The organism is Bacillus sp. JJ675 (genome assembly GCF_036963165.1).
Taxonomy (GTDB): domain Bacteria; phylum Bacillota; class Bacilli; order Bacillales; family Bacillaceae; genus Bacillus; species Bacillus glycinifermentans.
Genome location: NZ_JBALMR010000051.1, coordinates 29087 through 43993, shown reverse-complemented (window position 1 = coordinate 43993; position 14907 = coordinate 29087). Strand labels below are relative to the sequence as shown.

18 protein-coding genes and 2 riboswitches are annotated in these 14907 nt (G+C 47.6%); of the genes, 6 read left to right on the top strand and 12 right to left on the bottom strand.

What is annotated here, in order from left to right; translation table 11 throughout:
* The 5 genes from queF to V7126_RS14135 form a co-directional block, all read right to left on the bottom strand.
* On the bottom strand, positions 1-301 hold a 301-nt coding region (gene queF, locus V7126_RS14155), incomplete at its 3' end, for a preQ(1) synthase (RefSeq protein ID WP_326076982.1).
* A gap of 19 nt (positions 302-320) precedes the next feature.
* Complete coding sequence (queE, locus tag V7126_RS14150) at positions 321-1052, bottom strand: 7-carboxy-7-deazaguanine synthase QueE (RefSeq protein WP_175076237.1); 732 nt, start codon at positions 1050-1052, stop codon at positions 321-323.
* Positions 1045-1485 (bottom strand): 6-carboxytetrahydropterin synthase QueD, encoded by a 441-nt coding sequence (queD, locus tag V7126_RS14145; protein ID WP_175076238.1) that lies wholly within the window; start codon positions 1483-1485, stop codon positions 1045-1047. The genes queE and queD overlap by 8 nt, the downstream gene beginning before the upstream one ends.
* 1 nt (position 1486) lies before the next feature.
* Entirely contained in the window at positions 1487-2146 is a 660-nt protein-coding gene (gene queC, locus V7126_RS14140) for a 7-cyano-7-deazaguanine synthase QueC (protein WP_175076239.1), read from the bottom strand.
* Between the two features lie 129 nt (positions 2147-2275).
* Positions 2276-2320: riboswitch (PreQ1 riboswitch) on the bottom strand.
* Positions 2321-2397: 77 nt separating this feature from the next.
* The gene (locus V7126_RS14135; protein WP_175076240.1) at positions 2398-3432 is read right to left on the bottom strand and encodes a YkvI family membrane protein; all 1035 of its coding nucleotides are present in this window, start codon (positions 3430-3432) and stop codon (positions 2398-2400) included.
* A gap of 248 nt (positions 3433-3680) precedes the next feature.
* On the opposite strand from V7126_RS14135, the gene V7126_RS14130 reads away from it, so the two are divergent.
* From V7126_RS14130 to motB, 3 genes are all read left to right on the top strand, one after another.
* Complete coding sequence (locus V7126_RS14130) at positions 3681-5774, top strand: ATP-dependent Clp protease ATP-binding subunit (RefSeq protein ID WP_175076241.1); 2094 nt, start codon at positions 3681-3683, stop codon at positions 5772-5774.
* A gap of 187 nt (positions 5775-5961) precedes the next feature.
* Complete coding sequence (gene motA, locus V7126_RS14125) at positions 5962-6765, top strand: flagellar motor stator protein MotA (protein WP_175076242.1); 804 nt, start codon at positions 5962-5964, stop codon at positions 6763-6765.
* Positions 6758-7540 (top strand): flagellar motor protein MotB, encoded by a 783-nt coding sequence (motB, locus tag V7126_RS14120; RefSeq protein ID WP_175076243.1) that lies wholly within the window; start codon positions 6758-6760, stop codon positions 7538-7540. Before motA ends, motB begins: the two co-directional genes overlap by 8 nt.
* Before the next feature lie 10 nt (positions 7541-7550).
* On the opposite strand, the gene V7126_RS14115 is transcribed toward motB, so the two are convergent.
* Positions 7551-8018, bottom strand: a complete 468-nt coding sequence (locus V7126_RS14115; RefSeq protein WP_175076244.1) for a MarR family winged helix-turn-helix transcriptional regulator — start codon at positions 8016-8018, stop codon at positions 7551-7553.
* Positions 8019-8254: 236 nt separating this feature from the next.
* Between V7126_RS14115 and V7126_RS14110 the strand changes: the two genes are divergently transcribed.
* A complete protein-coding gene (locus V7126_RS14110) occupies positions 8255-9766 on the top strand; it encodes a PAS domain-containing sensor histidine kinase (protein WP_175076245.1) in 1512 nt (503 codons plus the stop codon).
* A gap of 79 nt (positions 9767-9845) precedes the next feature.
* On the opposite strand, the gene V7126_RS14105 is transcribed toward V7126_RS14110, so the two are convergent.
* Positions 9846-10082, bottom strand: coding sequence for an aspartyl-phosphate phosphatase Spo0E family protein (locus V7126_RS14105; RefSeq protein ID WP_175076246.1), 237 nt, complete (start codon positions 10080-10082; stop codon positions 9846-9848).
* Positions 10083-10295: 213 nt separating this feature from the next.
* Between V7126_RS14105 and V7126_RS14100 the strand changes: the two genes are divergently transcribed.
* Together V7126_RS14100 and fosB are read left to right on the top strand one after the other, a co-directional pair.
* Positions 10296-10592, top strand: a complete 297-nt coding sequence (locus V7126_RS14100) for a YkvA family protein (protein ID WP_175076247.1) — start codon at positions 10296-10298, stop codon at positions 10590-10592.
* Complete coding sequence (fosB, locus tag V7126_RS14095; protein WP_175076248.1) at positions 10582-11046, top strand: metallothiol transferase FosB; 465 nt, start codon at positions 10582-10584, stop codon at positions 11044-11046. Before V7126_RS14100 ends, fosB begins: the two co-directional genes overlap by 11 nt.
* A gap of 31 nt (positions 11047-11077) precedes the next feature.
* Here fosB and V7126_RS14090 read toward each other — a convergent pair whose 3' ends face one another.
* From V7126_RS14090 to V7126_RS14070, 5 genes are all read right to left on the bottom strand, one after another.
* Positions 11078-11617: a 1,2-dihydroxy-3-keto-5-methylthiopentene dioxygenase gene (locus V7126_RS14090; protein ID WP_175076249.1), complete on the bottom strand. Its 540-nt coding sequence runs from the start codon at positions 11615-11617 to the stop codon at positions 11078-11080.
* Positions 11618-11640: 23 nt separating this feature from the next.
* On the bottom strand, positions 11641-12267 hold the full coding sequence (locus V7126_RS14085) for a methylthioribulose 1-phosphate dehydratase (protein ID WP_175076250.1): 627 nt from the start codon (positions 12265-12267) through the stop codon (positions 11641-11643).
* Positions 12225-12926, bottom strand: a complete 702-nt coding sequence (mtnX, locus tag V7126_RS14080; protein ID WP_175076251.1) for a 2-hydroxy-3-keto-5-methylthiopentenyl-1-phosphate phosphatase — start codon at positions 12924-12926, stop codon at positions 12225-12227. The genes V7126_RS14085 and mtnX overlap by 43 nt, the downstream gene beginning before the upstream one ends.
* Positions 12923-14140, bottom strand: coding sequence for a 2,3-diketo-5-methylthiopentyl-1-phosphate enolase (mtnW, locus tag V7126_RS14075; RefSeq protein WP_175076252.1), 1218 nt, complete (start codon positions 14138-14140; stop codon positions 12923-12925). The genes mtnX and mtnW overlap by 4 nt, the downstream gene beginning before the upstream one ends.
* 93 nt (positions 14141-14233) lie before the next feature.
* Positions 14234-14335: riboswitch (SAM riboswitch) on the bottom strand.
* A 50-nt stretch (positions 14336-14385) separates the two neighbouring features.
* The coding region (locus tag V7126_RS14070; RefSeq protein ID WP_335497661.1) for an aminotransferase class I/II-fold pyridoxal phosphate-dependent enzyme at positions 14386-14907 on the bottom strand (522 nt) is incomplete at its 5' end.

Below are 14907 nucleotides of genomic sequence, written 5' to 3'. Positions count from 1 at the left end.
TGTTCATGCAGTCTTCGTGAAAGTCTCCATGGTTGCGGAAGCTGAAGAGATACAGCTTTAAAGACTTGCTTTCTACCATTTTTTTATCAGGGATATAGCTGATATAGATCGTCGCGAAATCGGGCTGGCCCGTTTTCGGGCACAGGGATGTGAATTCAGGGCAGTTGAATTTTACGAAGTAGTCCCTGTTTTCGTGCTTATTCGGAAAAGCCTCCAGCACATCCGGAGAATAGTCAAACAAATACTCCGTTCCCTGGTTACCGAGAAGGGTTACGCCTTCTAACTCTGAATCTTTTCTCATCTTATTCTTCCTTTCTATATTAAACTCCCCGTTTGTTTCCCCAGATCAGGGTGTGAAGCTGCGGCAGCACGCGGACGCGGTTTAATTCCGGGTCGCGCGTTACGGCATCGACCAGCTCTTCGTATTTTCGAAGCAGCTTTTCGACGAGCCGCTCCTGTTCTTCTGTATGCACATCTTCGTTTCCGACCTGGAGGTAAAACGGAATTTCTGGATAGCGTTGGTGAACGCTTTTCGCAAATTGAAGGTCTGCCTCTGTGAAAATAACGACCTTCAGGCTTGCTGCAGCCTGCCTGCCGTGTCCTTTTAGCTTGCCGATGATATGGTCAAGCTTTTGAAAATCGGTTTTCATGTTCGAACTTGGCGGCTTTGGCGAGATTGTCAGATCATCGATTTTGGTAAACCAGTCCTGATAGAACGTACCCTGCGTTTCAAGAGCGGTCCGAATATCGTTTTCCTTCAAAAGTGAAATCAGTTCGCCGAGCTGTTTTAACAGCGCCGGGTTGCCTCCTGAAATGGTGACATGCGAAAATGAGTCTCCGCCGATTTCTTTCAGCGACCCGTATATTTCTTCAGCAGCCATCCATTTGATGTCTTTTTTGGCCGATCCGTCCCATGTGAAAGCCGAATCGCACCAGCTGCACGAATAATCGCAGCCGGCGGTTCTGACAAACATCGTTTTCTGGCCGATGACCATTCCTTCTCCCTGAATGGTCGGGCCGAAAATTTCGAGCACCGGAATCGGTTTAGCCATGGTGATCACCTTGTTTTGGGCGGTAGACGACATAGCTTGTCGGCGTTTCCCTGACAAATACTTGAACGCAGTGCGGACGGTTTTCGAGTCCTTCTAAATAGGCCTCGACTTTGTCGTAAATGGCTTTCGCTACAGCCTCGGTCGATGGTATCTGCTCGCGGCTTTCCCCGGAAAATTCCTTGTGATCATTTAAAAGCGTGTGATCGTATTTCCCGTGAATCAATTTTTTAATGGTGCTGAAATTCGCGAGAAAGCCTGACTCATTCAAATGATCTCCGGCAATCGTAATATTGATGGTATACGTATGGCCATGAACCCTGCTGCAAGCGCCCGCGTCTTCCCGCGGAATGAAGTGGGCCGCCGACACCTGCATATCTTTATTCAGTTCGAATGCGTACGGGTGACTTGTTTGCGGGTAGATTTGTGTAAGCAAATTAAGCTCTCTCCCTTTTCATTTTCATATATTCCTGATAGCCGTTTGCGCGCAGTTTGCAGGCCGGGCATTCGCCGCAGCCGTCGGCGATGATGCCGTTGTAGCAGGTCAGCGTCTCGTTTTTGACGAAATCGAGCGCACCCAGTTCATCGGCCAGCTTCCACGTTTCCGCCTTGTTCAGCCACATGAGCGGCGTGTGAATCACAAACGGCCGCTCCATTGCAAGGTTGACGGTAACATTGCACGATTTGACGAATTCATCCCTGCAATCCGGATAGCCGCTGAAATCCGTCTCACAAACGCCTGTTACGATATGGCGCGCGCCGATTTGGTAGGCAAGAATGGAAGCAAATGATAAAAATATAAGGTTTCGTCCGGGAACAAACGTGGACGGAAGCTCGCCTTCTTTCGCCTCGATCTCGATGTCATCCCTTGTCAAGGCATTTGGCGCAAGCTGATTTAAAAGCGCCATGTCAAGCAGATGGTTCTTGACGCCAAGCTTGTCGGCGATGTTTTTCGCGACTTCGATTTCCTGTTGGTGCCGCTGATTATAATGAAAGGTGACCGTTTCCACCTCTTTGAATTGTTGTAGGGCCCATAAAAGGCATGTCGTGCTGTCTTGACCGCCGCTGAAGACGACGATCGCTTTTTCCTGTTTCATAATTCCTCCTTCTCCGCTTTCGCTCATGCTTCTTAAAAAAGCATCGGCAGAACGAAAAAACACCTTCCTTGAAAAGGAAAGGTGTTCTAGCAAACAAACAATAAAAAACGCCATACCCCAAGGATACAGCTTTCCTTAGTTTTTTATAGAGGGTTTTGCTAGAACCTCTCCCGCAGATTTCCCGAGCGGATTTTGTTCAATTTTCTTTCGCCATCTTATCACAAATCCGGATTTTCGCCAAGGGGAAACTCTTAACGGTTCGGCAGCCTTTTGAACATCAGAAAGAAGATGAACACAAGGCTTAACTGGCCGAACAATGGATAGATCGTCGAAATCAATTTTCCGTAGCCGATCTGTCCTGTCAAGTAAACCGTAAGCAGAATGAGGATGAAGATATAAAGGCTTTTCATATGAATGTATTCGTTTATCTGCTTTTCAAGCCCGTACAAATTGCCGATGACCGATGTGAAGACTTCCCCGAAAATGATAAACAGGTAGATGATATGCACGGAGTGCTGAACGATATAGACGACCTGCGCCATCGGGATTTCGTATAAAATGACATTCGGCAATGTGGACAGAGACAAAAAGCTCGCGATTAATACAAGGGTCAGCAGGGTCCCTCCGATTAACGCCCCCTTTTTAATCAGCCGTTCCGATTTCAATTCTGAAGCGATCGGCACAAGCACGGCCTGTGCGAGCGATAAATTAAAAGCGCCGTATGAAACAGCTGCCACAATCCAGTCCGGTTTTGCCGAAAAGCCGGGCAATTTGTGTACGGCAGGGCCGCTGAAGATAAACGAATCAAATAGCACAATCACTGAAAAAAACAGCAATAACGGAACGACGATGACATTGACGCTGAAAATCCCCTTCACGCCGCTCATCATCACGAACAGGCTCAAAGCAATCGTCACGAGCATGCCGGCCTGATTGGAGAGCCCGAGCTGCTCTTCGAAAATCGCTCCGGCTCCTGACAGCATGACAGAAGTCACGCCTAGCAGCACCATGAGCATGAAGATATTGACGAATTTCCCGAGCGTCTGCCCAAACAGGAATTTGTTCAACTCCTGATACGATTTGGCATTGATCCTGACCGAAATCAGCATGATTTTCGCACCGAGAAATGTAAACATCAGCCCGCTGATCAAGATGCCGGCCAAACCCGTCCAGCCGAACCTTAAAAAAAATTCAACGATTTCCCTTCCCGTCGCAAATCCAGCTCCTACAACCGTTCCTACATAGACAAATGCCAGCTGAAAAGCGGATCCTCGTGATTGACTCATATTTCTCCCCCGTAAATTGAAACATGGTTTCCGCAAATTCCCTTTCTCCATCATATGAGACATGTTCCTTAAAAAGAAGGACAAACTTGAAAAACAGGAACGAAAAGGAAAAGAATATTTTGAGCATGGATCTTGAAAGTCAAAGAAGGTCAATGTATACTAATAGTCATAAATGGTCAAACAAAAGGCCGTTTTTTAAAATCGAATTGGTCAAAAAAGGTCAAATTCTAAAAAGGGGGTTTTGGCAAATGCGTTGTCAACATTGTCAAAAAAATGAGGCGACGATTCGCCTAAACATGCAAATCAATTACACAAAGAAACAAATGGACTTATGTGAAAACTGCTATAAAGAGCTGACTCAGCCTTCAATGTATTCCGGAAACCACTTCTTTGGAGGGGGTTCTTTCTTCAGCCAGCCTTCTCAAGCGCAGCAGCAAACCGCTGCCAAAAAAGGCTTGCTCGATGAACTCGCCGTCAATTTGACAAATGCCGCAAAAACAGGATTGGTCGATCCTGTCATCGGCCGCGACGATGAAGTGGCGCGCGTGATCGAAATTTTAAACCGCAGAAATAAAAACAATCCGGTCCTAATCGGAGAGCCGGGTGTCGGTAAAACGGCGATCGCCGAAGGTCTTGCGCTGAAAATTTCGGAAGGCGATGTTCCAAATAAACTCAAAAACAAAGAGGTTTACCTGCTCGATGTGGCCTCCCTCGTTGCCAATACAGGGATCAGGGGCCAATTCGAAGAGCGGATGAAACAGCTGATGAAAGAGCTGAAAGAACGCAAAAACGCGATTCTCTTTATCGATGAAATTCACCTCCTTGTCGGCGCCGGCTCTGCTGAGGGCTCCATGGACGCAGGCAACATCTTAAAACCTGCGCTCGCCAGAGGAGAGCTGCAAGTCATCGGGGCAACGACATTGAAAGAGTATCGCCAAATCGAAAAAGACGCAGCGCTGGAACGCCGCTTCCAGCCGATCATGGTGCATGAGCCTACAATCGAACAGGCCACGGCCATTTTGAACGGCCTGAAGGAAAAATACGAAGCATATCACGGGGTTTCTTATACGGATGAAGCCGTCAAAGCTTGCGTCGTCCTGTCAAGCCGCTACATCCAGGACCGCCATCTTCCAGACAAAGCGATCGACCTATTGGATGAAGCCGGTTCAAAAGCGAACCTCGAGAGCGATACCGTAAGCGAAGAAGCAGCCTCAAAACGGCTGAAAGAAATCGAAGCGGAAAAAGCAAAAGCGCTGCAGGAAGAGAATTACGAGCTCGCTGCAAAACTTCGCGATGAAGAAGAAGCGCTGCACAATGCGCTCGACAATCAAACAGAGGAAAAACGGGCAACGGTCGGGGCTGAAGACATTCAAGCGATCATCGAACAAAAAACGGGCATTCCCGTCGGCAAGCTCCAGCAAGATGATCAGAAAAAAATGAAGGAGCTTGAATCGAACCTCGCAAGCCGCGTCATCGGACAGCAAGAGGCCGTGAAAAAGGTTGCAAAAGCCGTCAGAAGAAGCCGCGCCGGACTGAAATCAAAAAACAGACCTGTCGGTTCATTCCTGTTTGTCGGCCCGACAGGCGTCGGTAAAACCGAGCTTTCCAAACGGCTTGCGGAAGAACTGTTCGGCACGAAGGATTCGATTATCCGCCTCGACATGAGCGAATATATGGAAAAACACGCCGTGTCAAAACTGATCGGGTCGCCTCCGGGATATGTCGGACACGATGAAGCAGGGCAATTGACGGAAAAAGTCCGCAGAAACCCGTACAGCATCGTCCTGCTCGATGAAATCGAAAAAGCCCATCCGGATGTTCAGCACATGTTCCTTCAGATCATGGAGGACGGCCGTCTGACCGACAGCCAGGGACGGACGGTAAGCTTTAAAGACACCGTCATCATTATGACAAGCAATGCCGGAGCATCCGAAAAGCGGACAACCGTCGGCTTTAACAGAGAAGAACGGCTGTTGGGCGAACAATCATTGATCGACTCTTTAAGCAGCTACTTCAAGCCTGAATTCTTAAACAGGTTTGACAGCATCGTCGAGTTCCAGCCTCTTGAAAAAGAAGATCTGGTGAAAATCGTCGACCTGCTTCTGAAAGAACTCGAAGAAACCTTAAAAGACCAGCATCTGTCATTAAAGGTGTCTGACGAAGCGAAAGAAAAAATAGCCGATATCGGATACCATCCTGCATTTGGCGCGCGTCCTTTAAGACGAACGATTCAAGAGGTCATCGAGGATCAAATGACAGACCTGCTTCTTGAAGAAGACAGCATCTCAGGCTTCGATGTAACAGTTGAAAACGGCGATATCGCGGTAAAACCGGTCGCATAGTTCCGTCTGCCGGCTTCCTTTACGGAAGCCGGCATTTTTCATCTCCCAATGAAAAAAATTCCATTCAGTCGTCCGAAAGTCCCTATTCGCCTTGATTTTATAACAATTTGTGAAACCCGCTAAAGTTCCTATCTTATGGCACCGATATTAACGATAGAAAAGTTAGTTAAAGGAATTGGTGAAAAAAATGGACAAAACATCGTTAATTGGAATCATTTTAGCTATCATCGGAGTAGGTGTCGGCATGGTGATGAAAGGCGTCAGCCCTTCGGTTCTCGTCAACCCGGCGGCATGGCTGATCATCCTTGTCGGGACCATCGCAGCAGTTACCATCGCCTTTCCAACAAGCGAATTAAAAAAGGTTCCGAAGCTCTTCGGCATCTTATTTAAAGAACGGAAGATGATCGAAATCAACGAGCTTATCCCAATGTTTACAGAATGGGCGCAAATCGCGAGACGTGAAGGCCTTCTCGCTTTGGAAGCGAACCTGAACGAAATCGATGACGAATTTTTGAAAAACGGAATGAGCATGGCCGTAGACGGGCAGAGTGCGGACTTCATCCGCGACGTCCTGACCGAAGAAGTCGAAGCAATGGAAGAAAGGCATCAGGTCGGTGCCGGCATCTTTACACAAGCGGGAACATACGCCCCGACGCTCGGCGTTTTGGGAGCGGTCGTCGGCCTGATCGCAGCGCTGGCGGATATGAGCAACACCGAAGCGCTCGGACACGCGATCAGCGCGGCATTCGTCGCCACCCTGCTCGGGATCTTTACGGGATATGTGCTGTGGCACCCTTTTGCAAATAAATTAAAACGGAAATCGAAGCAGGAAATTAAAGTTCGCGAAGTTATGATCGAAGGCATCCTTTCCATCTTGGAAGGCCAGGCACCGAAAGTCATTGAGCAAAAGCTTCTGATGTATGTTTCCCCTAGCGAACGTTCCGGCCTCATGACGCAAGAAGGGGAAAAAGGGGACAGCTCTAATGGCTAAAAAAAAGAAAAAGCATAAAGACCATGAAGAACATGTAGACGAATCCTGGCTCATCCCTTACGCCGATCTGCTTACACTCCTTCTGGCCCTCTTTATCGTGCTGTTTGCGATGAGCTCGATAGACGCCAAAAAGTTCGATATGCTGTCTAAATCATTCAATGCCGTGCTGACAGGCGGCACAGGCGTGATGGATTATTCCAGCTTCGTCGAGCCGAAATCGCCTACGCAAGAGGACGGAAAAAAGCCAGATGAACAAAAAGTCGCTAAACAATCTGATTCAAAGCAAAAAGACCAGGAAGCGCTGAAGAAAATTCAGGAGCAGGTCAACCAGTTCATTAAGGATAAGAAGCTTGAAAAGCAGGTCAATACGAAGCTCACAGACGAAGGACTGCTTCTTTCGATTGAAGACAATATCTTTTTCGATTCGGGAAAAGCGGAGGTTCGCCAGCAAGACGTCCCGCTCGCAAAGGAAATTTCTGATCTGCTCGTTTTAAATCCGCCGCGGAATATCGTGATCAGCGGACATACCGATAATGTGCCGATCAAAAACTCGCAATTTAAATCAAACTGGCATTTAAGCGTCATGAGGGCCGTTAATTTCATGAGCCTCTTGATCGAAAATCCAAAGCTTGACGCCAAAACATTCAGCGCGAAAGGCTACGGTGAATATAAGCCGATCGCTTCCAACCGTACGGAGGAAGGAAGAAGAAAAAACAGGCGGGTTGAAATCCTCATCCTGCCGATGGGCAAAGAAAATCTGAATGAAAAAGAATAGGAAGCTGCATTTAGCGGCTTCCTTTTTCTTTTTCATTATTAAAATGTTTCGCATTCAAGCCTACCCTTTTCAGCATCTCGATGCAGGCCTCTTTCTCCTCGCTGCTCAGCACGCTGATCATTTCATGAATCTCCTGCGCGTGACCCGGGAAAATCTGCTCCAGGAGCCTGACTCCCTTGTCCGTAATTTGAGCATAGGTCACCCGGCGATCGGTTGTACAGGCCCTTCTCATGATCAGCTCTTTCTGTTCCAGCTTATCAACGACATATGTAATGCTTCCGCTCGCCAGAAGAATCTTGTCTCCTATTTGCTGAAGGGGCTGGTCCCCTTTGTGATAGAGAAGCTCCAAAACGGCAAATTCGGTCGGGTTCAGACCATGTTTATGAATATGTTTATTCATGTGATCGTTGATTGATCTGTACGCTCGTGATAGTACGATAAATAATTTTAATGACTGTTCCTGTTCTCGGTTATTCATATCTCTCATCTCCAAAGAAACAACTACAGGAAAACATTAATAAACTATGAGGAAAATGTCAACTGTTAACATTCACCCCTTCAAAAGATAATAGGCCATAAGAACCATTTCCTTATTTACTGGAATTCCCCGGTATTGTGTCCTATTTTCAAGGTATTGGTTATCTTTTCTATAAATCGGCTCCTACTAGTGATATAATACCTCTATTCCTGTATTGATTGGGAGAGAGTGAAAAAATGAGCAATTTGAAAAATATATGGAAGAACATGAGGCTTTATTTGATCCTGGTGATGATCCCGGCTTTCATTATAAGCTTTTTTGTATACGAACAAGAACGCGAAAATATTACCGAGAAGCACCGGCAGACGGCGACTCTCATGCTGAATATCCACCGCAACCAGATCAATTATCTGATCGGCGAAACAGAGGCCAGGATGAGCTCCATGGCAACGGCCCTTAACCACCCTATCGATCAGAAACAAATGAAGCGGATTTTGACGGACACGTACAAAAAAGAGCCGCGCTTTTCGGCTTTGTATCTGCTCAGTAAAGACGGCGATGTCATGGTCAGCACGCTGCCTGTCAAAGAAAAAAAGCATCTCCCCTACAAAAGCATTCTGCGAAAAGCGGAAAGCTCAAAAAAATCGGTCATCACAGATGACGTCGGCAGCACGTCGCATAACCGCGAGCTGAGCATTTTCACCCCCGTCTTTGATCCCGAAGGCCATGTGACAAACTTTTTGCTGGCGTCGATCCGCATCGATTATTTAAAAAATATCATGAACGTGCTGAGCCCTGAGCTTTACATCAAAATTCTCAATCAGAAGGACCAGATTGTCCTTACGGCCGGACATGCGCCGCCTGAGAATGAAACCGGTCAGACCGTCGATGCCTTTTTGGATCAGATCGACTGGAAGCTTGAAGTATATCCGGAGCCGGTTCAGCTTGACGAACTGACCCGCAGCCTTCTGCTTTCCTTCTTAAGCATCTTTATTCTGCTTAACATATTGTTCCTTTTGATTCAGTATATGCTGTTGAAGAGGAGGACCAAGCAGGAGCGCGCCCAAAATGAAGCGCAAAAACTTGAGCTGATCGGCACCCTCGCGGCAAGCACGGCTCATGAAATCAGAAACCCGCTGACCGGAATCAGCGGATTTATCCAGCTTCTTCAAAAAAAGTACAAATCTGAAGAAGACCAAATGTATTTTTCTGTCATCGAGCAGGAAATCAAGCGGATCAACCAGATTGTCAGCGAGTTCCTCGTGCTTGGAAAACCGACGGCTGAACAATGGAAGCTGAACTCAATGAACGAAATGATCGATGAAATTATGCCGATTATTCATTCGGAAGCGAATTTATACAATGTCGAAGTCTCATTCCATGATCCTGCGGAAAATCCGGCATACGTGTATTGCAAAAAGGACCACATTAAACAGGTCGTGTTAAACGTCGCAAAAAACTCGCTGGAATCGATGAAAAACGGCGGAAAATTGCTGATTAAAATTGAACATGATGAACAAACAGCGGAAATTATCGTGAAGGATAACGGGGAAGGAATTCCAAAAGAAATGATGGAAAAGATCTTTCAGCCTTTTGTCACTTCAAAAGAAAAAGGAACCGGTCTCGGCCTGGTCGTGTGCAAACGAATCATCTCCATGTACGGGGGCGCCATTCATATTGACAGCGAACGGCATAAAGGAACAACCGTAACCATCACGCTGCCGATTTCAAACGAGCAGAACGGCTGAAACGTTCAGGCTTTTCCCGTCCCTCTTTAGAAGAGCTGTCCTTTTCTTCCCGCGGCAGCTCTTTTTTCATTTCTGGCCGTCAAGCCGTATACTTTTCCAGAACGAGCGTATCTAAAAAAACGGGCAATGGCTTGTCTGATGTATGAGTTTCATTCATTGTCATCTTTTGATATTGATAGATTAACTGATCCAGCTCCTGGCTGCGCTTAATCGTTTCATCCCCTGTATATCCATAGATTTCGGCAGCTTCCACCATCATCTGCCGCTTTTCATTGATGGAATCAAGCAGTTCCTCTTTCTGTGAATAGCTTTGCATACGCTTCACCCCTTACCGCCTTAAAGTTTCGAAAATCTTTCAAATTTGCGTACTTGAGCATTATTACAGATTATACTTATTTTGTAAACCTATTTTTTTAAAAAAGTTTCGAAATCGAGTATAATAGATTTGTTGGATTAAGGATGTTATACCCAATAGTGAAAATAGATAAACGCCGAAAAGGATTTTATTCATATACAGGAGGTCTTTTTTATGCTGTTTAGAAAGCTAAAGGCGCTGTTTGCCGCTAGGGAAGCTTTATCAGGCATTCCGTTGTTTTTCAGGGCATTCAGGGCTTGGAGAAAAGGCGATTATCCCCTTTTCCCGAAAAAAACGATTTGGCTTGCCGCAATCGCCCTCGTTTATGTGCTGTCTCCCGTTGACCTGATTCCGGATGTTCTCGCGGGTGCGGGATGGATTGATGATGCGGCTGTTCTCGCCTTTTTATTCAGACTCATTGCAAAAGAGCTGGAAGATTTTGAAGCGGGGGTGGGCGCAAATGGAAGGTAAAACGATTCTGGGCCTTAACCACCTGCTGTTTTCCGTTTCTGACCTTTCGGCTTCCATCAGCTTTTACGAGAAGGTGTTTGATGCCAAATGGCTTGTAAAAGCGGAGAAAACCGCTTATTTTGATGTAAACGGCATCTGGCTCGCGCTGAACGAGGAAAAGGATATTAAGCGGACGGAGATACACGATTCGTACACGCATATCGCCTTTTCGGTCAAACAGGAGGATTTATCCCATTGGGAAAAGAAATTGAATGACTTGGGCGTCAATGTGTTAAAAGGAAGGAAACGCCATGAAGGCGATAAAGATTCGATTTATTTTTCCGACCCTGACGGCCATAAATTCGAGCTCCACACCGGAACCGTGCTCGACAGGCTTGCATACTATCAAAAAGAAAAGCCTCACCTTTCCTTTCACGAAGCCAACATTCAGAAAGTGTACGAAAAAAACAAGTAAACAAGCGCCCCGGTTTGCCGGGACGCTTGTTTTATGACTGCTTCAGCCGCTCTTTTTCATAGATCGGCACCCATCCTTCAGTGGTGACGAAAATTCTGACGGCGACGACTTTCCTGTCTTCTTGAAGCGTAAAATAGTGGCGCGTATTTTCCGGTACGGAAATCAAATCGCCCGGATTTAACAGAACGTCGAAAAACGTGCCGTCCTTGCCTTCGATCGCAAAGATTCCATGGCCGCTGACGATGAATCTCACCTCATCATCTGTATGGTGATGCTCCTGCTTAAAGTTTTTGAGCAGCTCATCAAGCTTCGGATTTTGATCGGAGAGCGAGATGACATCCCGGGCTTTGTAGCCGCGGCGCTCTGATATATCTGAAATCTCGGCTGCGAACGCGTCTAAAATCTGCTGCTTTTCTTCATCGCTCAAATCGTATTTTTCTCTTAAACCTACAGGAAGCTTTGTGATATCCCATTGTTCGTAAATAACTTCCTGCTGCTGCAGAAATTGTTCTACTTCTTTTTGATTTTCGATTGTTGTGTTTTGTTCATCGTGGATACGGATCGTTGCCATGCTTTTCCTCCCCCTTTGGCGCACTATGCATATTGCGCCTGAAATGTTTTTAATTTTAAGTGCCAGCTGAATAAAAATTCATACGCTTCAAGCATTCGTTTTGCTTCAAACGCCGTTTTTCCCCAGACGGTAATGCCGTGGCTGCGGATCAGGACGGCGCCCGCGTCTTTTGAAAGATGCGCGGCAAAGTCAGCCGCCAGATCAGGGATATGGGCGGTGTTTTCGATAATCGGGACGGTGACCTCCGCGTTTTCCTCCCAGTATCCGAGAGCTTTAATGATTTCCTGCCCTTTAAAGCGTACCTCTTTTTGTTCACGATAAAGCTCCGAAATCACGTTGTTGTCGATCGTATGGACGTGAAGACAGCAGCCTGCATTCGTTTTGTTGTAGACGTGCACATGCAGGAGCGCTTCTGCCGACGGTTTAAGCGCATGGCCGCTTTCTGCCGGCTTTCCTACTTCGTTCGCCAGCAGAAAATCCTCATCGGTTTCCTTTCGTTTATCCTTTCCGCTCGCGGTAATCAGAAAGCGGAGCGGTTCGTCCGACACCTTGATGGAAAGGTTGCCGCTCGTTGCCGGGAACCAGTCTCTTGCGGCAAGCTCCCGTTTTACTTCGGCAAGCTCCTGCCAGCGTTTTTGCACTTGATCCATTCCTCCACCTCCCCTGCGCCAAGAAGCGCTTGCTTCACATCAAAGAAATCTGTAAATGCGGCATGATTCAATTGCAGCTCTCCGCATTCCTTGAGCAGATAATCCCTCGCGATGCACAAATCTGAGCGTTTTGCAGCTTCAACATCTGTAACCGAATCCCCGATCATCACGATAAAATCGTCTTCTCCTTTAAGCCTGCGGATGATCGAAGGCTTGCAGCAGCCGCATTCGTTATCGCATTCAGCGTCACACGGATGCGGCCATTTCACCGATATATAGCGGCCGTCGAAATCAGCTTGATTGCAGTAGATCCGCTCCTTTTCCACGATGCCTTCAAGCAGCGGATAGACGAAAAAATCCATGCCTCCGCTGACAACGTAAAAAGGGAGGTCGTGTTCGGCCAAAAATGATACAAATTCTTCAAAGCCCGGGCGGATCTCCGCCTGCTCGAGGATATATGCCGCAATCTCTTCCTTCAGCGCGCTGGGCAAAAGCTGAAACATGCTCCCGACGCCGTCTTTGATCGACATCTCCTTTGAAAGAACACCGTCTTTTAAGGCATGCCATTCTTCAGGAGCAAACCTTTTCATAATGCTGATGATGTTGTCATTATTCGTTATCGTTCCGTCAAAGTCGCAAATGATCAGAGGCCGCCTCATGCAGTTACCTCGACTTTCCCCCATTTTTCAAGGGCGAGCCTTAAATCCGGAGAACGCTTTGCCTTTTCTTCGATAGGCTCGGCTTCAAGAACGGCTTCAACGGCCGCTCTAAACGCCCTTCCCCCGCCGCTTGCTCCGTTCGGGTGGCCGTGAATGCCGCCTCCCGCGTTTATGATGTGGTCAATGCCGAAATCCTTCATCAAAAGCGGCACCATCCCCGGGTGTATGCCGGCAGACGGGACGGCAAAGGAAGGCTTAAAGACGTCCTCTTTCGTACACTCCTCATGAATAGCGAGGGCTTCGCGCTTTGGAAGCGCAACGCTTCCGTACGGTGAAGGAAACAGGCTGAAATCCGCCCCCGCATAGCGGTTCAGCTTGCCGAGCAGAAGCGAATGGGAAAAACCGTAATACGGCGATGATGTAAACGCTCCGCTTACCGCCGGATGAGCCATGATCGGCAGCGGAATGTCATCATCCTCCGCGAGGCTTTGCAGCACGTCAAGCCCGTAGGCAAACACGTTAAACAGCAAGACATCAGCGCCAAGCTCGGCGGCTTTTCTCGCTTTTGCTTTCAGGTCCATCGTCCTCCCCGTCAAATTGACGGCATAGAGCGTTTTACGGCCTGTTTCTTCATAGGTTTCCTGAAGCACTTTTTTTCCTTCTGCAATCCGTTTTTCAAAGGGTGCATTACCGGTTTCAAAGAAAATTTCATCATCCTTGATTATGTCGACTCCGCCGAGCGCCTGCTGTCTCAGCTGCTCTTTTATGTCTTCCATGCTGCGGCCGATCACGCCCTTAAAAATACTCATCAGAAGCGGCCTTTCAAATTCGCCGATCTTCTTGCGGATCCCGTAGACCCCGAACTTCGGGCCCGGCAGCGTTCGTTTAAAACTCTCCGAAAATTCGAGATCCGCCAATTTGACTTTTCCGTCAAGGGACAGCTTCCCAAAAACGGTCGTGAGGACGGCCGGGATATCGTGCGTAACATTGATTTCCGGATAGGCGATGGTGACCCTGGCCTGATGCTCTCCCTGTTCTCCTTCCGCTTCCTCGACCCCGACGACCCGTCCTTTATGCCTTTGTAATTGCTCTTTTTCTAATCGCGGCAAATCCGTCCATGATCCCACGGTCAGGCCGATTGCGATTTGTTCGGCTTTTTTTTCCGGATCGCTTCCGGGATCTGTCAGGACATACGTTGCCAAAAGTTCGCTCATTCTTTAGCTCCTTCCTGCTTTTCGTGCATATAAAAAACCTCTTTAATGCGGCTGCTTTTCGCTTTAAAGAGGTTTCGTTTTCTGCGTTTCGAATCCTTATCTCTCAGCGGCAGCTGCAAGAATTAGCACCGTGCTTTTAAAAAGTCGGTTGCCGGGCTTCATCGGGCTCGTCCCTCCACCTGCTCTTGATAAGAATATTGATTTTTATAAATTATTTTGAATTATCCCATCGTTTCTTGCACTTGTCAATGAGAGACTCCCGATTTTTTGAAAATATTCAGCTCCGCGATCCGGCGTGCGGCTTCCCGCAGGCGTTCTTCGCTTGTCAGAAGGCCGACTCTTACATATCCTTCGCCATGTGTTCCGAAGCCGATGCCAGGCGCTGTGACAACATTGGCTTTTTCAAGAAGCAAATCGGAAAACTCCTCAGACGTAAAGCCTTTCGGAACGGGCATCCATGCAAAAAAAGATCCTTCGGGCGCCACCGCCTCCCAGCCGATGCCGCGAACGGCTTCTATCCAGACGTTCCGCCTTTTTTCGTATCGTTCGTTTAGTTCCCTCACACAGCTCTGATCCGAAAGAAGCGCTGTGGCCGCGGCATCCTGAACCGCTTTAAAGAGGCTTACGTACATGTGATCCTGATAGAGGTTCAGCGCTTCGATCACAGAGGCGTTCCCGGCGGCAAATCCGACTCTCCATCCAGCCATATTGTACGTTTTGGAAAGCGTATAAATTTCGATCCCGGCGTCTTTTGCCCCGTCGGTTTG